Source organism: Hydrogenophaga sp. H7, assembly GCF_002025745.1.
In the GTDB taxonomy this organism is placed as follows: Bacteria; Pseudomonadota; Gammaproteobacteria; order Burkholderiales; family Burkholderiaceae_C; genus Hydrogenophaga; species Hydrogenophaga pseudoflava.
The window spans coordinates 14,096-34,434 of the sequence record NZ_MCIC01000015.1 but is presented as its reverse complement, the minus strand read 5'-3'; the positions used below and the strand labels follow the sequence as shown (position 1 = coordinate 34,434).

Below are 20,339 nucleotides of genomic sequence, written 5' to 3'. Positions count from 1 at the left end.
GGCTGCCCCGCCGGTTTGTCTTGTCTGACACCCATCATGCTCCAGACCCCCGAGAAGTTCCTGCGCTGGTCCAGCGGCCTGATCGCATCCATGGCGCTGTTCGCCATCATGTGGCTCACCCTCATCGACGTGACGGGCCGCAAGTTCTTCAACCATTCCGTGCCCGGCGGGCTGGAGCTGACGGAGATCCTCATGGTCATCGTCATCTTCGGCGCGCTGCCGCTGGTTTCATGGCGCAGCGAACATGTGGTGTTCGACTCGCTGGACGCCGTCGTCCCGGCCTGGCTCAAGGGCATTCAGGCGCGGCTGGTGCACCTGGTCTGTGCCGGCACCTTCGGCCTGCTGGCCTGGCTCATGACCACGCGCGCCCAGCGCTTTGCCGAATACGGCGACACCACGGTTCACCTGCAGCTGGCCATATCCCCTGTCGCCTGGCTGATGGCGGCGCTGCTGCTGCTGACCGCGCTGGTGCATGCCCTCTTCGTGTTCTCGCCACCCATTCCGGTGGCCCACGGGGAGACCACGCCATGACCGCCGCACTGCTGGGTTTCCTGGTGGTGTTCGCGCTGGCCTTCCTGCGTGTGCCCCTGGCTGTGGCCATGACCATTGCCGGCCTGGGGGGACTGGGCCTGATGCGCGGCTGGCAGCCGGCCTTTGCCAGCACCAGCCAGGTGATCTTCGAGACCGGCTTTCACTACGTGCTATCGGTGATTCCGCTGTTCGTGCTGATGGGGAATCTGGTGGCGCGCGCGGGCATGGCCAAGGAACTGTTCACCGCCGCCAACGCCTTCGTGGGGCACCGCCGCGGCGGGCTGGCCATGGCCAGCATCATCGCCTCGGGCGGCTTCGGCTCCATCTGCGGCTCCTCCATCGCCACCGCCGCCACCATGTCGCGCGTGGCCTATCCCGAGATGAAGGCCCACGGCTACAAGGACACGCTGGCCACCGGATCGATCGCCTCGGGCGGTACGCTGGGCATCCTCATCCCGCCGTCAACCATCCTGGTCATCTACGGGATCATCACCGAGACCGACATCGGCAAGCTGTTCATTGCCGGCATCCTGCCCGGCATCGTGGCCATCGTCTGCCTGTGCATGGCGGTGGTGTTCGTCACCTGGCGCGACCCCGCAGCGGGCCCGCCGGCCGAACGCTTCACATGGCCGCAGCGTCTGGCCGCCATCCGCGGCATCTGGAGCGTCGCCCTGCTGTTCGCACTGGTCATTGGTGGCATCTACGGTGGCGTGTTCACCGCCACCGAGGGTGCTGGGGTGGGCGCGGCGGGCGCCTTCCTGTTTGCACTGGCCCGCCGCACGCTCACGCCGCGCGTGGTCATGGACATCCTGCAGGAGAGCGCGCGCACCACGGCCATGCTGTTCACCATCCTCATCGGAGCCATGGTGTTCACCAGCTTCATCAACTTCACCAGCATGCCGGGTGACCTGCGCGACTTCGTGCTGCAGTTCAGCCCCAACCCCATCATGGTGGTCATCGTGATGATGGGTATCTACCTCGCTCTGGGCATGGTGATGGAGGAACTGGCCATCGTGTTGCTGACCATTCCCGTGTTCTTCCCGGTCATCACCGGCCTGGGCTTCGATCCCGTGTGGTTCGGCATCCTGATCGTCACCATCGTGGAAATCGGCATGATCTCGCCCCCGGTGGGTCTGAACCTCTTCGTGCTCAACTCGCTGCTGCCCGCAGTCAAGCTCACCACGCTCTACCGCGGTGTCTGGCCCTTTGTGATGGCCGACATCGTGCGCCTGGGCATCCTGATCGCTTTCCCCATCATCTCGCTCTGGTTGCCCGGTTTCATGGCCCGCTGAGGGCCTGCACCGCTCAGCTGGTGGGGCGCATGTGCACCACGCGCTGCGGATACGGAATCTCGATGCCGTGCGTGCGCAGCGCGGCCAGCACCGCCAGGTTGATGTCGGAGCGCAGGTTCAGCTGGCCATTCTCTGGGTCGGCGATCCAGTACCCCAGCGTGAACTCCAGCCCGTCCGCCCCAAAGGCCGACAGAGCAGCACTCGGCGCCGGCTCGCGCAGCACGCGCGGCTGCGCCAGCGCGGCCTCCACCAGCAGACGCCGCACCGCGTCCACATCGCTGTCGTAGCCCACCGACACCACGGTGGACTGCCACACCTTCGGATCGGCCAGCGACAGGTTCTCCACCCGGTTGGTGATGAGCATCTCGTTGGGCACGATGGACTCGCGCCCCGCCGCCGAGCGGATCAGGGTGTAGCGGGTGGTGATGTCGGTGATGCGCCCTTCGAAGTTGTCGACGCGCACGTTGTCGCCGATGCGCATGCTGCGCTCGGCCAGGATCACGAAGCCGCTGACGTAGTTGGCCGCCAGCTTCTGCAGGCCGAAGCCGATGCCCACACCCACTGCGCCGCCGAGCACGGACAGCGCCGTCAGGTCGATGCCCACCGCAGACAACGCGACGATCAGGCCCAGGAACATCAGGATGGCGCGGGTCGCATTGCTCAGCGCCTTGCGCAGCGACAGGTCGCCGCCGATCGCCGACTTGAGCAGGCGCGCTTCGAGCGCCGCAGAAATCCAGAGCGTCACGATGAGCATGGCGCCCGCCGTCAGCGCCCCTTCGATCAGGGTGCGCAGACTCACCGTGCTGGCGCCCATCTTCCAGGTGATCTGCTCCATCTCTTCCAGCACGATGGGCAGCAGGCCGCTGACCCACAGCACCATGAAGCCCCAGGCCAACCAGGAGATGGTGCGCTCCATCACCCGCACCCAGGGCGCCGACGAGAACGCCGCCTGCAGCACTTTCACTCCGAACCGGATCACCACCAGGGACACCAGCACCGGAATGGCGACCTTGAACACCGCCAGTGGCACCTGCTGGGCCAACGCACTGCGCGCCACATAGGCCAGGGTCAGCAGAAGCACGGGAAACAGCACGCCGTCGACCACCTGCCGGCCGAACAGGATCGATGACCCTTCCTGCTGCATGTTGAGCGCGCGCCGCAGCAGGGTACCCAGCCCCCAGGCCATGCCGACGCACAGCGCCAGCACGCCGAGTTCGATCCACACGGTGGTCTGCTGGAATCCGGAAAGCCAGGCGTCGAAGTCCTGTATGGGCGGTGGTGCAGCGCTGTTGTTGCTCACCATCGGGGCGCCCTCTTCTCGATGAAGGCCTGCACACCCTCCTGCGCCACCTCGTGCACCATGTTACAGGCCATGGTCTGGCCGGCCAGCTGGTACGCCGACTCCATGCCGGTTTCCAGCTGCCGGTAGAACAGCGCCTTGCCCATCGCGAGCGCCTCGCGCGGCTTGCCCAGGATGCGGTCGACCAGCGCGGCCACTTCGGCATCCAAGGCGTCGGCCGTCACCACGCGGTTGACCAGCCCGCGGGCCTTCGCCTCGTCGGCCGAGATGAAATCACCGGTCAGCAGCATTTCCATGGCCTGCTTGGGCAGCATGTTGCGCGACAGCGCCACACTGGGCGTCGCGCAGAACAGGCCGACGTCGATGCCGTTGACGCCAAAGCTCGCCTCCTTCACGGCGACAGCCAGATCGCATTGCGCGACCAGCTGACAGCCGGCAGCGGTGGCCAGGCCGTGAACACGGGCGATCACCGGCACTTCCAGCTTGCGGATCGACAGCATCAGCTTCGAGCAGGTCGCAAACAGGGACTGGTAGTAGGCCAGCTCGGGACGTGCCTTCATCTCCTTGAGATCGTGTCCCGCGCAGAAGGCGCGGCCCTCGGCGGCGATCACCACAGCGCGCGCCGAGGGGTCGGCGGCCACGTCGTCCAGCGCCCGCTGGAACGCGGCCATCATGGCCTCGGACAGGACGTTGAAGGCCCTGGGGTTGTTCAGTGTGAGTGTGTGCACGCCGCGGTCGTCGCGGGTGCGCATCAGGACAAGGTCGTTCATTGCGTATCAGAAACAGATGCCACGGGGGGCGGATAGGAGCTGGTGGCGGCAAGATCCTGCGCCACATCGCGCCAGGAGAAGGCCGGGTCCGCGGGACCGACCTTCTCCACCACGATCTCCGAGTAGCCGTACAGGTTGTTCACCGGCTGATCCAGCAGGTAGCCCTGGCTTCCCTTGGCGAAGCGGCCGACGATGGGGCTTGAGAGACCGCTGTCGATCACCCGGAAACCCAGCCTTGGATGAAACAGCTGCTCCAGAGCGCGGCTGTTGAACTGGAAGAAGTGCCACGGCGCTTCGTGTTCCGAGAAGGAAAAATGGGTTTCGATGAACGCCTTGCCCCCCGGGCGCAGCACCTTCGAAATCTCCTCCACCACGAGCCATGGGCACACAAGATGCTCGAACACCGCGCAGGAGAAGACGAAGTCGAACTGTCGGCCGGGGAGGTACTGCGAGAGGCGGTGAGCGTCGCCCACCACGTCCATATTGGGGCCCGGCAGGTAGTCGAACCCGGTGTACTGCACATCGGGCAGGTACTCCTTCCAGAGCGCGCGCGCCACCACCAGCCGAGAGCCGATTTCCAGCACCTCCAGCCCTGGCCGGTTGATGTGCTCCTGCAACCAGGGCCAGACGACGCTGTGCCCGCAGAAGGCCGGCGCTCGCGAACCAGCTTCCGGCACCAGGATGTCGTCCAGATCAGAGCTGGCCCCGCACAACTGCAGTCGACCGATCATGTCACGGGCCTGCTGCAGCTCCCCTTGCAACCGCAAGCGCTCTTCATGGGCCCTTTGCTCGCGTTCCTGACCCGCCTGCACCTGCAGGCGCAGATCCGTCAGCTCCTGGGCCAGGCCTCTCAGACCTGGCATCCTTTTCAGTACTTTCTTCAGCATCTCAGTTCAAAACCCGTTCGGCCTCACAGGGCGTCTCTCGTTCCAGTCAAAGCCCTGCCAGCACACGCAGATGCGCCTCGACACTCCGCGCCAGGGCGCTAAGGTCGTAGCCGCCTTCGAGGCTGCTCACGATGCGGCCATGGGCGTGGCGCTTCGCGACTTCCTTGATGCGTTCGGTGATCCAGGCGTAGTCGTTCTCCACCAGCCCCATCTGGCCCATGTCGTCTTCGCGGTGAGCGTCGAAGCCGGCGCTGATGAAGATCATCTGCGGCCGGTGGGCATCGAGCCGGGGCAGCCACATCATGTCGATCAGTTCCCTCACATCCATGCCCTTGGTGTACGCCGGCACCGGAAGGTTCACCAGGTTGGGTGCGGTCGAGTGGTTCCAGGGTGGGTAGAAGGGGTGCTGGTAGAAGCTGCACATGAGGATGCGCTCGTCGCCCGCGACGATGTCCTCGGTGCCGTTGCCGTGGTGCACGTCGAAGTCGATGATGGCCACGCGCTGCAGGCCGTGGCGCTCCAGGGCGTACTTGGCCGCCACCGCCACGTTGTTGACGAAGCAGAAGCCCATGGCCTGGTTGCGCGTGGCGTGATGACCCGGCGGACGCACCGCACAGAAGGCGTTGGCCAGCTCGCCGGCCATGACCGCGTCGGTGGCGTCGATGGCGGCGCCCGCGGCCATCAGGATCGCGTCCCAGCTGTGCACATTGATCGAGGTGTCGGGGTCGATCTGCGCATGGTCCGGGCCGCCGGCGGCGATGTCGTCGCGCAGCTGGTCCGACAGGCCGCGCAGCGCCGCCAGGTGCATGCGGCCATGGGCCAGTTCGAGGTCGGCCAGGGCGGCCGCGGTGGCCTCGCGCTTGTCCAGGGCAATGTCCAGCCCGGAGGCCAGCAGACGGTCCTGGATCGCATCCAGGCGGGCGGGGCATTCCGGGTGCCCCGGCCCCATCTCGTGCCGCCAGCAGTCCCTGTGGGTGAAATAACCGGTGGACTGGCTCATCACTTTTTTACGGTAAGGTTCGCGGCATGCAAGCCGACACAAAAATCAGACAGCTTCTGGACCAGCTTAACACGGTCATTGTGGGCAAATCGGCCCAGGTTTCAGACTGTGTCGGCTGTCTTCTGGCCGGTGGACACCTGCTGATCGAGGACGTTCCCGGGGTCGGCAAAACCACCCTCGCCCATGCGCTGTCGCGGTCTTTCGGACTGCAGTTTGCGCGCGTGCAGTTCACCGCCGACCTGATGCCCAGCGACCTGGTCGGCATCTCCATCTACGAACGCGGCCGCGAGGGTTTCGTGTTCCACCCCGGTCCGGTGTTCGCGCAGGTGCTGCTGGCCGACGAAATCAACCGCGCCAGCCCCAAGACCCAGAGCGCGCTGCTCGAAGCCATGGAGGAAAAGCAGGTCACTGTCGAGGGGCAGACCCGGGCCCTGCCGGTGCCCTTCTTCGTGATCGCCACCCAGAACCCGTTCGACCAGCTCGGCACCTACGCCCTGCCCGAATCGCAGCTGGACCGCTTCCACATGCGCATCTCGCTGGGCTATCCGGACCGCGCCGCCGAGCGCGAGCTGCTGCGCGGCGCCGACCGGCGCGAGCTGATCGAACAACTGCCGGCCGTGCTCTCGCCGGCCGACCTCGCACGGCTGCAGGCCGAGGTGCTGGCGGTGCACGCGGCCGAGCCGGTGCTGGAGTACCTGCAGGACCTGGTGGCCGCCACGCGCTCGGGCCGCTGGTTCGCACAGGGGCTCTCGCCCCGGGCCGCACTGGCGGTGGTGCGGGCCGCCAAGGCCCAGGCCTTTCTGCAAGGACGCAACTACGTGGCGCCAGACGACATCGCCGCCATCCTGCCGCAGACCGCCGCACACCGCCTGGTGCCAGTCAGCGACGCCGGCCGCGGTGCGATGGAGCAGGTGCGGGCCATGATCGACGCCACGCCCATCCCGTGAACCTGCTGGCCCCGCTGCACGCCCTGCGCCAACGGCTGCGACAGTGGTTCCATGCGCGGCTGCCGCGCAGCGACACCCTGCTGCTGACCCAGCGCAACGTCTACATCCTGCCCACCCGCGCCGGCTGGATGCTGGCGCTGACCCTGCTCCTGCTGCTGGTGGGCAGCATCAACTACCAGCTGAACCTGGGCTATCTGCTGACCTTCCTGCTGGCCGGCAGTGCACTGACCGGCATGCACAGCTGCCACGCCAACCTGCGCGGCCTCACTCTGCACCTGAGCCCACCCGCACCAGTGCATGCCGGTCATGCGGCGGCGCTGGACATCCGGCTGGCCAACGAACAGGGCAAGGCGCGCCACGGCATCGGCATTGGCGTGATCGGTGATGCATCCGCTGGCGACACACACCTGGCCTGGACCGATGTGCCGGCCCAGGGCAGCACGCGCCTGCAGGTCGCAGCGGTGTTTGCCCGGCGCGGCCTGCACGCGCTGGCGCCGCTGACTGCGGTCACGCTGTTTCCCATGGGCACCTTCCGCGTCTGGACCGTGTGGCGCCCCGCGGCCCAGGTGCTGGTCTACCCCGCACCCGAGACCCACCCGCCGCCCCTGCCGCCCGGTGAGCCGCAGCCCGGGTTCGCCGGCAGCGCGAGCGTGCAGACCACCGGCGAGTTCGACGGCGTGCGCGCCTACCGGCGGGGCGACCCGCAGAAATCCATCGTCTGGAAGAAGGCGGCTCAGACCTTTGCCGCCGGTCGCGACGACCTGGTCAGCCGGGATGCCCTGTCCACGCAGCGCCAGCAGCTCTGGCTGGACCACACCCGCTGCGGCGCCCCCGACCTCGAATCCCGCCTGTCGCGCCTCACCGCCTGGGTGCTGATGGCCGAGCGCCTGGGGCTGGACTATGGCCTGCGCATCCCCGGCCGCGAACTGGCCCCCGACCAAGGCCCGACCCACCGCGCCCGCTGCCTGGAGGCGCTGGCCCTGGTATGAAACTCCCCCTGCGCCGCTCCGCGTCTTCCCGCGAAAACTGGACAGCCACCTTGCCCAGGGACACCCGCGACACCCTGTTCCTGCTGGCCGTCATCGCCTGGGTCGTGATGATGCAGGTGCCGCACATTCCCGGGTGGTGCTCGGCGCTGACGGCGTGCGTGCTGGTCTGGCGCGCCTCGCTCACCCTGCGGGGCCGGCCGCTGCCCGGATGGCGTTGGCGCATTGGCTTGCTGCTGGTCACGCTGGCCGCCACCTGGTGGACCCACAAGACCCTGCTCGGCCGCGACGCAGGGGTCACGCTGATCGTCGTGCTGCTGGCGCTCAAGACGCTGGAGCTGCGGGCGCGCCGCGATGCCTTCGTGGTGTTCTTCCTCGGTTTCTTCACGCTGCTGACGCACTTCTTCTATTCGCAGTCGCTGCTGACGGCCGCCGGCATCCTGGTCGCGCTGCTGGGGCTGCTGACCGCCGTCGTGAATGCCCACATGCCGGTGGGGCATCCACCGCTGCGGCAGACCGCTGGCATTGCGGCGCGGCTGGCCCTGCTGGGCGCGCCGATCATGGTGGTGGCCTTCATGCTGTTCCCCCGCCTCTCGCCGCTGTGGGGCGTGCCGGGCGACGGCATGGACGGCCGCTCGGGTCTGTCCGGAAAAATGCGGGTCGGCCAGATCGCCGAGCTGGTGCTGGACGACCGCATTGCGCTGCGTGTGCGCTTTGACGGTCCGGTGCCGCCGCAGCGCGAGCTGTATTTCCGCGGACCGGTGCTCACCGATTTCGACGGCGTCGAATGGAAGCCGCTGCGCTCGGCCTTTCCGCCCCACATGGAGCTGCAGGCCAACCTGGCCTTTGCGGGTGAGCCGATCCGTTACGAAGTCACCATGGAGCCGAACCACCGCCCCTGGGTGTTCGTGCTCGAAGCGGCCACCCAGGCGCCCGAGCTGCAGGGCCTCAAGGCATTCATGACGCCGGAGCTGCAGTGGTTCGTGCGGCGGCCGGTGACGGAGCTGGTGCGCTACCGCGCCGAGAGCCACACCCGCTTCCGCCACGGTCCGCTGGAGCCGTCGCTGGCGCTGCAGGACCAGATCGCGCTGCCCGCCGGCTTCAACCCGCGCACCCTGGCCTTCGCCCAGGAGCTGCGGCGCGAGCACGGGTCGGGGCCGCAGTCCGCTCCGGCGCTGATCGAGGCGGCACTCAACCGCCTGCGCACCGGCGGCTACACCTACACACTCGATCCCGGGGTCTATGGCCAGCACACCGCCGACGAGTTCTGGTTCGACCGCAAGGAAGGCTTTTGCGAGCACATCGCGTCCAGCTTCGTGATCCTGATGCGCGCGCTCGACATCCCGGCCCGCATCGTCACCGGCTACCAGGGCGGCGAGCTCAACGCCGTCGACGGCTACTGGACCGTGCGCCAGCGCGATGCCCACGCCTGGGCCGAGGTCTGGCTGCAGGGCCAGGGCTGGGTGCGCGTGGACCCCACGAGCGCGGTGTCGCCGTCCCGCATCGGTTCGTTCGAGCGATTGGTGGCGCCCCAGGGTGCCATTGGTGCCGCCCTGGGCACGCTGAATCCCACCCTTGCGCAGCAACTGCGCGACGTCTGGGAAGCGGTGAACAACGGCTGGAACCAGTGGGTGCTGAACTACACGCAGGGCAGCCAGCTGGACCTGCTGAAGAATCTGGGCTTCGAGTCGCCGAGCTGGACCGATCTGGCCTATGTGCTGATCGGCGTGGTCGTGCTGGTCAGCCTCGCGGGCGCCGCCTGGGCCCTGTGGGAACGCCAGCAGCACGACCCCTGGCTGCGCACGCTGGCGCGCGTGCGGCGCCGCCTGGCCGCACTTGGCATTGAAGCCGGCGAACACGCCACGCCGCGCGAGCTGGCGCGCGTCGCATCGGCGCAGCTCGGTGACGAGCTTTTCACGCAGCAGCTGAGTGCCTGGCTGCTGCGCCTCGAAGCGCTGCGCTACGCGCCCCACAGCCCGGATACGCTGGCCGCGCTGCAGAAACAGTTTCAACAGATGTCCTGGCCCGAACGGCGGGCAACCCCATGAGCACACGATCCCGCTCCGCCCTGGTGTCCGCACTGCTGCCCCTGTCTCTCGCCTGGGCGGCCGCGCAGGCCCAGACACAGACACCGGTGGAAACCACACCTGTCGCACCCACCCTGGTACCGGCCACCCCGCTGCCCGCGGCTGAGCCGGCTGGCGAGCCTCTGGCGGCCGAGCCCCGGCCTGCTGCACCACCGCCTGTTGCGCCAGCGCCCACACCACCTGCAGCGGAGATCACGGTGTACGCCGAGTCGCCGGCGGCCATGGCGTTTGCCGACGACCTGGCCCAGCGCCGCGGTCTCGACCCCCAATGGGTGCGTGAGCAGATCGGCGCCGCCCGCCGCCAGCCCACCGCGATCCGGCTGTCGCTGCCGGCGCCCCGCGCCGCCTTCAAGAACTGGGCGGCCTACCGCGCGCGCTTTATCGAACCGGTGCGGCTGCGCGCCGGGCAGCGCTTCTGGGACACCCACCGCGCAGCCCTGGAACGCGCCGAGCGCGAGTACGGCGTGCCCGCCAGCCTGATCGTCGGCGTGATCGGGGTCGAGACCCTGTATGGCCAGCACACCGGCAACTTCCGCGTGATCGACGCGCTGGCCACGCTGGCCTTTGATTTTCCGGCCAGCCACCCCCGCGCCGAAGCCCGGGCCGAGTTCTTCCGCAGCGAGCTGGAACAGTTCCTGAGCCTGACCCACCGCACCGGCATGGACCCGCAGGCCCTGCGCGGCAGCTACGCCGGCGCCATGGGCTGGCCGCAGTTCATGCCCAGCAGCTGGGCGCGCTTCGCGATCGACTTCGATGGCGACAGCAAGATCGACCTGTTCAACAGCCCGGTCGACGCCATCGGATCGGTGGCCAACTACTTCAAGGCCTACGGCTGGCAGCCTGGCCAGCCGACGCACTACCCGGTGAGCTTCGACCTGAACACGCTGGACAAGGACGCCCTGCTCGCCCCCGACATCCTGCCCAGCTTCAGCGCAGAGAGCTTTGCCGCCAAGGGCGCCGTGCTGGAAGCCGAAGCGAAGAAACACATCGGCAAGCTGGCGCTGATCGAACTGCAGAACGGCGACCCGGCCAACGGCGGGTCGGCCCCCACCTACCTCGCCGGCACGGACAACTTCTACGTGGTCACGCGCTACAACTGGAGCAGCTACTACGCACTGGCAGTGATCGAACTGGGCCAGACCGTCGAGGCCCTGGTCAAGCGGCCCTGACCAGCGCGCTCACGCAAGTGAGATCCGCACGTCCACCGACATGTCCTCCTCGCCCCCACCTCGCCGCAGCCCCTTGACCGGCGTGCAGGCGCTGTAGTCGGTGGCAGCCGCGAGGCGGATGTGGCGTTCGTCGGTCGGGCAGCGGTGGGTCACGTCCAGGCTGAGCCAGCGGCGGTTCGCCGGGTCCACGCACACGTCCACCCAGGCGTGGCTGGCCAGATCGGGTTCGTTGGCGGCGTAGAAATACCCGCTGACGTAGCGCGCCGGCAGGCCGATGCTGCGGCACACCGCCACCATCACATGCGCCTGGTCCTGGCACACGCCCAGCCCCCAGTCGAAGGCCTCGAGCGCGGTGGTTTCCACCCCCGTGCTGCCCTTGCGGTACTGCACCTTGTCGGCCACGGCGCCGGCCAGGGCCACCAGGTCGGCGGCGCTCGGCCGTTCACCCCGCGCACGCGCGACCATGAGACCGGGCACCGCCTGCAAGGCCCACATGGCCATGCGCGGGTGCGGCTCTGCCAGCGGGGTCGAGCGCAGGTAGAAGCCGGGCGGCGGCAGGCCAGGCGAGTCGGTGAAATCGGAGACGCCATGGGTCACGACCGTGCCCCGGGCGGTGACGCTGTTCTCGCGCAGGTTCTTCTCGGGCCGCGCGGAGAGCGAGAAGCTGTGCACGCGGTTGCCCTCAATGTCGGGCTGGCTGCACAGGGTGCCGGGCACGCGCAATTCCCAGTGCTCGACGCTCTGGCAGGCACTGCTGACCGGCCACAGGTGCAGCGACTGCACCGTGTAGAGCAGCGGCTGGCTGTAGCGGAAGCGGGTGTGGTGGTGGATGACGAGTTTCATGCGGGCTCCGGTTCGCGCCGGGGACCCGCATGGTACCCGTCCGGATCAGTGACTCGGCACCAGGAAGTCCTGGCTGATGCGACCGCCGAGTTCGTTTACCCGGTCCAGGAACTGGGTCAGGAAAGCGTGCAGGCCGGTCGAGAGGATCTCGTCGATGCGCGCGTACTGCAGGTCGGCCTTGAGCTTGCCGGCGCGGCGCTGGGTTTCGGCCGATATCTCGTTGGCCACCACGCTCAGGTTGGCCACCACCTCGTTCATGCTGGCTGCCAGGCTGCGCGGCATGTCCGGGCGCAGGATCAGCAGCTCGGCCACGCGCTCGGGCGTGATCACGTCTCGGTAGACCTTGCGGTACACCTCGAAGCCGGAGACGGAGCGCAGGATCGCGCTCCAGTGATAGAAGTCGTACTCTTGGTCCTGCTCGCTGGCGGCACCGAAGAAGTCGCTGTGCACCGCGTGGAACTTCACATCCAGCAGCCGCGCCGTGTTGTCGGCGCGTTCCAGGAAGGAACCCATGCGGTAGAAGTGGAAGGCCTCGTCCTGCAGCATGGTGCCCACCGCCACACCACGCGACAGGTGCGAGCGGTGCTTGACCCATTCGAAGAAGGCGCCCGGGTCGCGCTCGAAGTCCCTGGACTTGAGGTATCCCGCCAGCTTGAGCCAGGTGGCGTTCTGCGTCTCCCACAGCTCGGTGGTCAGCGCGCCGCGCACCGCCCGCGCGTTCTCGCGCGCCGCGCGCAGGCAGGACACGATGGACGACGGGTTGGACTCGTCGCGCACCATGAAGTCCATGACGTTGCGCGGCGTGATGTCATGGCCGTACTTGGCGGTGTAGCTGGGCATGAGCTCGCTGATCGACAGCAGGCCCTGCCAGCCCACCTGCGCCACCGCGGCGGACTGCGGCAGCAGCGAGGTCTGGTAGTTCACATCGAGCATGCGCGCGGTGTTCTCAGCCCGCTCGGTGTAGCGGGACATCCAGAAAAGGTGGTCGGCGGTACGCGAAAGCATGTCGTGTCTTTCTCAGTTTTCCAGAATCCAGGTGTCCTTGGTGCCGCCGCCCTGCGACGAATTCACCACCAGCGAACCTTCTTTCAGCGCCACGCGCGTCAGGCCACCGGGCACCATCTGCACCTCCTTGCCACTGAGCACGAAGGGCCGCAGGTCGATGTGGCGCGGGGCGATGCCGCTGTCCACATAGGTCGGGCAGGTCGAGAGGCTGAGCGTGGGCTGCGCGATGTAGCCGTCGGGCTTGGCCCTGACCACGGCGCGGAACTCGTCCACCTCGGCTTTGGTCGCAGCGGGGCCGACCAGCATGCCGTAGCCGCCCGCGCCGTGCACTTCCTTGACCACCAGTTCGTGCATGTGGTCGAGCATGTACTTCAGGTCGTCGGGGTTGCGGCCCATGAAGGTCGGCACGTTGTTCAGGATTGGTTTTTCGCCCAGATAGAACTCGATCATCTTGGGCACGTAGGGGTAGATGGACTTGTCATCGGCGATGCCGGTGCCCACCGCGTTGCAGATGGTCACGTTGCCGCTGCGGTAGACGCCGAGAAGACCGGCGCAACCCAGTGTGGAGGTCGGGCGGAACACCAGCGGGTCGAGGAAGTCGTCGTCCACGCGGCGGTAGATCACGTCCACGCGCCTGGGGCCCTTGGTGGTGCGCATGTAGACGAAGTTGTCCTTGACGAACAGGTCCTGGCCTTCGACCAGCTCCACGCCCATCTGCTGCGCCAGGAACGCATGCTCGAAGTAGGCGCTGTTGTACATGCCGGGCGTGAGCACCACCACCGTGGGCTCGGCGGTGGTGGCGGGGCTGACCGCGCGCAGGGTCTCCAGCAGCAGGTCGGGGTAGTGCGCGACCGGCGCCACGCGGTTCTGGCCGAACAGGTCGGGGAACAGCCGCATCATCATCTTGCGGTCTTCCAGCATGTAGCTCACGCCGCTGGGCACGCGCAGGTTGTCTTCGAGCACGTAGTACTCGCCCTCGCCTTGCGCATTCGGTGCCCGCACGATGTCGACGCCCGCGATGTGCGAGTAGATCTGGCTGGGCACCTGCACGCCCATCATCTCGGGGCGGAACTGCGCGTTCTGGAAGATCTGGTCGGCCGGGATGTGGCCCGCCTTGATGATCTCCTGGTCGTGGTAGACGTCGTGGATGAAGCGGTTGAGCGCGGTCACGCGCTGCACCAGCCCGGCCTGCATGCTCTTCCACTCGTGGGCGGGAATGATGCGCGGGATGAGGTCGAAGGGGATCAGGCGCTCGGTGCCGGCGCCGTCCTCGTCCTTGGCGCCATAGACCGCGAAGGTGATGCCGACGCGACGGAAGATCATTTCCGCCTCCTCGCGGCGCGATGCCATGACCTCCTCGGGTTGTTGTGCCAGCCACCGTGCGTAGTTCAGGTAGTGGGCCCGCACCTCGGTGGGCGAGGCGTTCATTTCGTCAAACATCGGTCGGCTCATGGGCTTTTTCTCCTGCACCCAGCATAGCAAGGAGCGGGCCAGTGGTCACCCGCCGGGGTCCGCCTCATCGCCCTCGTCCGCCACAGGCGCACCCGGATGGTGCCAGTAGCGGCGCACGGCATCCCGGTGGCAATGCACGCTCAAGGGCTCATCGCTGCGCCACAGAGCCGCACCACATTGGGGCGATGCCACCCACCGCATGCCCCGCGCGTCGTAGCGGTCCCGGACCACCGGTGCCGGGTGCCCGAACCGGTTGCGGTAGCCCGACTGGACCAGCGCCACCGAAGGCCGCAGGGTGTTGAGCAGCACCGGGCTGCTGGACGAGGCACTGCCGTGGTGCGGTGCCAGCAGCAGGTCGGCCCGCAACTGCGGTTGCGCCAGCGCCAGCCGGGTTTCGCGCTCGGCATCCAGATCGCCGCTGAGCCAGGCCCAGCGCCGGCCATTGCCCACGCGCAGCACGCAGGACATGGCGTTGCTCGGCAGCCGTCCCTGGCCGGCGGCATCGAAATGTTCGGGCGACGGGTGCAGCAGTTCAAAGTCCACCCCGTCCCAGTGCCAGCGCTGACCGGCCAGGCAGCGCTCACCCTCGCCGGAAGAGGACAGCCAGCGCGCCCTTGGCCAGGCCGCGTGCACCGCGCCCGAACCACCCGAGTGGTCGCTGTCGCGGTGGCTCACCACCACCATGTCGGGCGCCTCGCCCAGCGCGCGCAGCAGCGGCACCACCACCCGGTCGCCAGCGTCGCTGCCGGGGCCGTAGCGCGGACCGGTGTCGTAGAGCAGGCTGTGGCCGGCGGTGCGCACCAGCACCGCGCTGCCCTGCCCCACGTCGACCGCCAGCACCTCGAACTCGCCTGCCTTGGGCCGGGCGGGCGACCAGGCCAGCATCGGCGTCAGCAGCACCAGACCAGCCGAGCGCAGGGACCAGGGCAGGCGCAGCACCAGCAGCAGCCCGCCGGCCACTCCACACAGCGCCAGCGGCAGGGGCGGGATGGGCTGAAACAGCGTGGCCCAGCGCCAGCCGCCCAGCCACTCCAGACACACCACCAGCCCCTGAACGGCCCACGCCGCCAGATCCCACAGCGGCGGCACGATCACGCCCAGCATGGCCAGCGGCGTGACCACACCCGTCACCCAGGGAATGGCCAGCAGGTTGGCCACCAGCCCCGCCAGCGACAGCTGCCCGAACAGCAGCACCCCCAGCGGCGCCAGCGCCACCGTGACGACCGCCTGCTCGCGCAGCAGGCGGCGCACCGGCCCCGCCTTCTGCCGCGATCCCGAGGCGAACAGGATGCCCACCGCCACAAAGCTGAGCCAGAACCCCGGCTGCACCAGCGCCCAGGGGTCCAACGCCAGCACCGCCACCATCGCCAGCAGCCAGACCAGGGGCCAGGGCCACTGGCGCACGCCCTGCCGCAGCCCCACCACCAGCGCCAGCATCAGAACCGTTCGTTGCGCCGGCACGCCCCAGCCCGAAAACAGCGCGTAGGCCGCCGCGGCCGCCACACCACCCCAGGCCGCCGCCCGCGGTGCCGGCACCGCCAGCAGCACCCCCGGCCACGCATGGGCCCAGCGCCGCCAGCCCCAGCCGATGCACGCCGTGGCCAGCCACGCAAACACGGTGACATGAAGACCGGAGATGCTCATCAGATGAGCCACACCCGTGTCGCGAAACAGGGTCCAGTCGCTGCGCTCGATCGCCGCCTGGTCGCCCACCACCAGCGCCGCCAGCACACCGGCGCTGCGCGGGTCCTGCACACGCGCAGCGATGCGGTCCGCCACCCACTGGCGCGCCGCTTCGACCGGGTGGCTGCCGCTGGTCCCGAGGAACAGCGGCGCCGGGTCGCGCGGGCCATCGCGCAGGTAGCCGGTGGCGCCGATGCCCTGCTCCCAGAGCCAGCGCTCGCGGTCGAAGCCATGGGGGTTGGAGGCACCGTGCGGACGCTTGAGACGCACCGTCAGCCGCCAGGCGTCGCCCGCGCGCCAGGTGCGTCCCGCCCCCCGACCCCGGAAGTCGCTGATCAGCAACCGTGGCGGCAGGTCCACCGCCTGGCCGTCCCGCGTCGCCGATTCGACGGTGAACTCGAAGCGGTCGTTGTCGGCGCCGCGCTGGGGCATGGTGGCCACCTGCCCGGTGACCACCAGGTTCACGCCTTCCAGACCGGTGGCCAGCGCCTGCGCCTGGTGGCGCGCAGCGCGCAGGCCCGTTGCTCCGGCTGCCGCGAGCGCACCCGCCAGCAGGGCGGCGCCCAGCGCAAGCCCGGCACGTCGCCTGGCCCCGACCCGTGCAGCAACGCCGGCCAGCAAGAGCGCCGCCGCCAGCAGCCCCGCGTACCCCGCCACCGGCCACAGCCGGGCCTGCAGCAGTTGCAGGGCCACGCCCAGCACAGCACCGGGCAGCACCGCCCACAGCGGGTGCATCAGGCGATCCGCCGGACAGCCGTGCGCCGTGGCGCGGGACTTGCTTGGTTGTGTCGAACGCGCGCGGCAACCCGCCCTGGCAGCGTTTTCATTGTTTGTGACTCCCTGTTGAAAGTGACCCCAGCATGGCCATCCATGTCGCCCTGAGCCACATCACCCATTATCGGTACGACCGCCTGGTCAAGCTCGGCCCGCAGGTGGTCCGCCTGCGCCCGGCGCCGCACAGCCGCACCAAGGTGCTGTCGTACTCGCAGAAGATCGAACCGGCGGGCCACTTCATCAACTGGCAGCAGGACCCGTTCGCCAACTACCAGGCGCGCCTGGTCTTTCCCGAGCCCACCACCGAGTTCAAGGTCACGATCGACCTGGTGGTCGAGATGGCGGTCTACAACCCGTTCGACTTCTTCCTCGAACCGCGCGCCGAGAAGTTTCCGTTCACCTACGACGAGGCTCAGAAGCAGGAACTGGCCCCCTACCTGGCCACCGCACCGATGACGCCCCTGCTCAAGGGCTATCTGGAGCAGGTCGACCGCAGCGAGCAGCGCACCATCGACTTCCTGGTCGGCATCAACCAGAAGCTCTGGAAGGACATCGGCTACACCATCCGCATGGAGCCGGGCGTGCAGACGCCCGAAGAGACGCTCACGCTCAAGAGCGGCTCCTGCCGCGACTCGGGCTGGCTGCTGGTGCAGCTGCTGCGCCACCTGGGTCTGGCGGCGCGCTTCGTCTCGGGCTACCTGATCCAGCTGACCCCCGACGTGAAGGCCATCGACGGCCCCAGCGGCCCCGAGCAGGACTTCACCGACCTGCACGCCTGGTGCGAGGTGTTCCTGCCCGGCGCCGGCTGGATCGGCCTGGACCCGACCTCGGGCCTGCTGGCCGGCGAAGGCCACATCCCGCTGGCCTGCACGCCGCAGCCCTCCAGCGCCGCGCCGGTCGAGGGCGGCGTGGACAAATGCGAGGTCGAGTTCAGCCACCACATGGCCGTCACCCGCATCTACGAATCGCCGCGCGTGACCAAGCCCTACACCGAAGACCAGTGGGCCGAGGTGCTGAAGCTGGGTGAGCAGGTCGACGCCGATCTGGTGAGGGGCGACGTGCGACTGACCCAGGGCGGTGAGCCCACCTACGTGGCCGTGAGCGACCGCGACGCCGCCGAATGGAACACCGACGCGCTGGGCCCCACCAAGCGCGGCTACGCCACCGAGCTGCTGGGCCGCCTGCGCGAGCGCTACGGCGACGGTGGCTTCGTGCACATGGGCCAGGGCAAGTGGTACCCGGGCGAACAACTGCCGCGCTGGGCGCTGTCGGTGTTCTGGCGCGCAGACGGCGAACCCTGCTGGACCAACCCCGCCCTGCTGGCCGACGAGCGCGACGAGGCCCACTACAGCGCCGACGACGCGCAGCGCTTCACGCAGGCGCTGGCGCGCCGGCTGGGCCTGTCCACGCAATACATCACCCCCGGTTACGAGGACACCTGGTACTACCTGTGGCGCGAGCGGCGCCTGCCGGTGAACGTCGACCCGTTTGACAGCAAGCTCGACGACGAACTGGAGCGCCAGCGCCTGCGCCGTGTGTTCGGCCAGGGTCTGGACGCCACCGTGGGCTACGTGCTGCCGCTGCAGGCCTCGGGCCACGGCCCGCTCTCGAACAACGGAAAGAGCAGCTTCCACCGGGTCAGCGGCACGGTCTGGTCCACCGGCCCCTGGTTCTTCCGCGACGAGCGCATGTACCTGATCCCAGGCGATTCGCCCATGGGCTACCGGCTGCCGCTGGATTCGCTGCCCTGGGTGTCGATGGGCGACTACCCCTACCACATCGAGCAGGACCCGCACAGCGCGCGCGACCCTCTGCCCTCTGGCGCGGCGCTGCGCCACCAGGTGCACCCGCACACCGTGGGTGGCGGTTTCGCCGAAGGCGGCACCGTCTCGCTGCAGGGCACCGACTGGTTCGACGAACAGGGGCCGGGCAACGAAACCGAGGCACTCGGCCTGCGCCGCGGCCAGCCGCACCCGGCCTCTTCGCCGGCGCAGCAGCTCTCGTCCCGCTTGCCGCGGCGCGGCGAATCGGCCGCCTGGCTGACCCGCACCGCGCTGGTGGTGGAGGCGCGCGACCCGCAGCGCGCCAACGGCCCCAAAGCCGAGAAGGCCAGCGGCGGCAAGGTCCAGCACCTCTACGTGTTCATGCCACCGATGCAACGGCTGGAGGACTACCTCGACCTGCTCTCCGCGGTCGAGGACACAGCCGAGCGCCTTGGCGTGAAGATCGTGCTCGAAGGCTACCCGCCGCCGCGCGACCCGCGCCTGACGATGCTGCAGGTCACGCCCGACCCCGGTGTGATCGAGGTCAACATCCACCCCAGCAGCAGCTTCGCCGAACTGGTCGAGCGCACCGAGTTCCTCTACGAGGCGGCGCACCAGACGCGCCTGTGCGCCGAGAAGTTCATGACCGACGGCCGCCACACGGGCACCGGTGGCGGCAACCACTTCGTGCTCGGCGGCGCCACGCCATCGGACTCGCCCTTCCTGCGCAAGCCCGAGCTGCTGGGCAGCCTGGTCGCCTACTGGCACAACCACCCCTCGCTGTCCTACCTGTTCAGCGGCCTGTTCATCGGCCCGACCAGCCAGGCGCCGCGCGTGGACGAGGCGCGCAACGACCAGCTGTACGAGCTGGAGATCGCGCTCAACCAGATCGAACAGAACCGACAGCGCTTCGGCCAGGACATGCCGCCCTGGCTGGTGGACCGCACGCTGCGCAACATCCTGATCGACGTCACCGGCAACACCCACCGCAGCGAGTTCTGCATCGACAAGCTCTACTCGCCCGACTCGTCCACCGGCCGCCTGGGCCTGCTGGAACTGCGGGCCTTCGAAATGCCGCCGCACGCCCGCATGAGCATCGCCCAGCAGCTGCTGCTGCGCGCCCTCATCGCGCGCTTCTGGCAGCAGCCCTGGCGCGGCCAGCTCACCCGCTGGGGCACCGAGCTGCACGACCGCTTCCTGCTGCCGACCTTCATCCGCATGGACTTCGAGGACGTGCTGGCCGATCTGGCCGGGGTGGGCTACCGCTTCGACATGGCCTGGTTCGAGCCGCACTTCGAGTTCCGTTTCCCGCTGGTGGGCCAGGTGGCCGCGCGCGGCATCGAACTCACGCTGCGCAACGCGCTGGAGCCCTGGCACGTGATGGGTGAAGAAGGCGCACCCGGCGGCACGGTGCGCTATGTGGACTCGTCGCTGGAGCGCATCGAGGTGCGCCTCAGCGGCTACAACGACAGCCGCTACGTGATCACCTGCAACGGCCGCGCCCTGCCCCTGCAGCCCACCGGCACCGCGGGCGAACACGTGGCCGGTGTGCGCTACAAGGCCTGGAACCCGCCGTCGGCGCTGCACCCGTCGATCGGCGTGCACGCGCCGCTGACCTTCGACATCGTCGACACCTGGATGCACAAGTCGCTCGGCGGCTGCCAGTACCACGTCGCCCACCCGGGCGGCCGCAACTACGACAGCTTCCCGATCAACGCCTACGAGGCCGAAAGCCGGCGCCTCTCGCGCTTCTTCCAGATGGGCCACACCGCGGGCAAGCTGGTGGTGAACGCGGCGACACCCAGCCGGGAGTTCCCGTTCACGCTGGATTTGCGCCAGTGATCGCAGCC

Annotated in this window: 15 protein-coding genes; 7 read left to right on the top strand and 8 right to left on the bottom strand. The window is 68.6% G+C overall.

All coding sequences use genetic code 11. The annotated features are described in order from the left end of the window. The first annotated feature begins 36 nt into the window (after nucleotides 1-36). Together BC358_RS11525 and BC358_RS11520 are read left to right on the top strand one after the other, a co-directional pair. Nucleotides 37-531: a TRAP transporter small permease gene (locus BC358_RS11525; RefSeq protein WP_066150619.1), complete on the top strand. Its 495-nt coding sequence runs from the start codon at nucleotides 37-39 to the stop codon at nucleotides 529-531. Beyond that, nucleotides 528-1,823, top strand: coding sequence for a TRAP transporter large permease (locus tag BC358_RS11520; protein ID WP_066150616.1), 1,296 nt, complete (start codon nucleotides 528-530; stop codon nucleotides 1,821-1,823). The genes BC358_RS11525 and BC358_RS11520 overlap by 4 nt, the downstream gene beginning before the upstream one ends. A 13-nt stretch (nucleotides 1,824-1,836) precedes the next feature. On the opposite strand, the gene BC358_RS11515 is transcribed toward BC358_RS11520, so the two are convergent. The 4 genes from BC358_RS11515 to BC358_RS11500 form a co-directional block, all read right to left on the bottom strand. Then, nucleotides 1,837-3,126, bottom strand: coding sequence for a mechanosensitive ion channel family protein (locus BC358_RS11515; RefSeq protein WP_079365933.1), 1,290 nt, complete (start codon nucleotides 3,124-3,126; stop codon nucleotides 1,837-1,839). After that, nucleotides 3,120-3,893, bottom strand: coding sequence for an enoyl-CoA hydratase (locus BC358_RS11510; protein WP_079365932.1), 774 nt, complete (start codon nucleotides 3,891-3,893; stop codon nucleotides 3,120-3,122). Before BC358_RS11510 ends, BC358_RS11515 begins: the two co-directional genes overlap by 7 nt. Continuing rightward, complete coding sequence (locus BC358_RS11505; protein ID WP_179130062.1) at nucleotides 3,890-4,756, bottom strand: bifunctional 2-polyprenyl-6-hydroxyphenol methylase/3-demethylubiquinol 3-O-methyltransferase UbiG; 867 nt, start codon at nucleotides 4,754-4,756, stop codon at nucleotides 3,890-3,892. The genes BC358_RS11510 and BC358_RS11505 overlap by 4 nt, the downstream gene beginning before the upstream one ends. Nucleotides 4,757-4,826: 70 nt before the next feature. Beyond that, entirely contained in the window at nucleotides 4,827-5,780 is a 954-nt protein-coding gene (locus BC358_RS11500) for a histone deacetylase family protein (RefSeq protein ID WP_079365930.1), read from the bottom strand. A gap of 26 nt (nucleotides 5,781-5,806) precedes the next feature. Here BC358_RS11500 and BC358_RS11495 point away from each other — a divergent pair, with 26 nt between their 5' ends. The 4 genes from BC358_RS11495 to mltB are packed head-to-tail and all read left to right on the top strand — an operon-like array spanning nucleotide 5,807 to nucleotide 10,969. Further along, the gene (locus tag BC358_RS11495) at nucleotides 5,807-6,727 is read left to right on the top strand and encodes a MoxR family ATPase (protein ID WP_079365929.1); all 921 of its coding nucleotides are present in this window, start codon (nucleotides 5,807-5,809) and stop codon (nucleotides 6,725-6,727) included. Nucleotides 6,728-6,729: 2 nt separating this feature from the next. Beyond that, the gene (locus BC358_RS11490; RefSeq protein ID WP_079366208.1) at nucleotides 6,730-7,716 is read left to right on the top strand and encodes a DUF58 domain-containing protein; all 987 of its coding nucleotides are present in this window, start codon (nucleotides 6,730-6,732) and stop codon (nucleotides 7,714-7,716) included. Beyond that, entirely contained in the window at nucleotides 7,713-9,761 is a 2,049-nt protein-coding gene (locus BC358_RS11485; RefSeq protein WP_079365928.1) for a DUF3488 and transglutaminase-like domain-containing protein, read from the top strand. Before BC358_RS11490 ends, BC358_RS11485 begins: the two co-directional genes overlap by 4 nt. Beyond that, on the top strand, nucleotides 9,758-10,969 hold the full coding sequence (gene mltB, locus BC358_RS11480) for a lytic murein transglycosylase B (protein ID WP_079365927.1): 1,212 nt from the start codon (nucleotides 9,758-9,760) through the stop codon (nucleotides 10,967-10,969). The genes BC358_RS11485 and mltB overlap by 4 nt, the downstream gene beginning before the upstream one ends. Before the next feature lie 9 nt (nucleotides 10,970-10,978). Here the strand turns inward: mltB and BC358_RS11475 are convergent, their stop codons facing one another. From BC358_RS11475 to BC358_RS11460, 4 genes are read right to left on the bottom strand one after another with little or no spacing between them, the layout of a single operon-like run. Beyond that, complete coding sequence (locus BC358_RS11475; RefSeq protein ID WP_079365926.1) at nucleotides 10,979-11,812, bottom strand: transglutaminase family protein; 834 nt, start codon at nucleotides 11,810-11,812, stop codon at nucleotides 10,979-10,981. Nucleotides 11,813-11,857: 45 nt separating this feature from the next. Next, nucleotides 11,858-12,817, bottom strand: coding sequence for an alpha-E domain-containing protein (locus BC358_RS11470; protein WP_079365925.1), 960 nt, complete (start codon nucleotides 12,815-12,817; stop codon nucleotides 11,858-11,860). 12 nt (nucleotides 12,818-12,829) lie between these two features. Next, complete coding sequence (locus tag BC358_RS11465) at nucleotides 12,830-14,269, bottom strand: circularly permuted type 2 ATP-grasp protein (protein WP_066150587.1); 1,440 nt, start codon at nucleotides 14,267-14,269, stop codon at nucleotides 12,830-12,832. 45 nt (nucleotides 14,270-14,314) lie between these two features. Further along, nucleotides 14,315-16,687: a ComEC/Rec2 family competence protein gene (locus tag BC358_RS11460; protein ID WP_079365924.1), complete on the bottom strand. Its 2,373-nt coding sequence runs from the start codon at nucleotides 16,685-16,687 to the stop codon at nucleotides 14,315-14,317. 125 nt (nucleotides 16,688-16,812) lie between these two features. On the opposite strand from BC358_RS11460, the gene BC358_RS11455 reads away from it, so the two are divergent. Then, entirely contained in the window at nucleotides 16,813-20,331 is a 3,519-nt protein-coding gene (locus BC358_RS11455; RefSeq protein WP_079365923.1) for a DUF2126 domain-containing protein, read from the top strand. The last annotated feature ends 8 nt before the right edge of the window (nucleotides 20,332-20,339 follow it).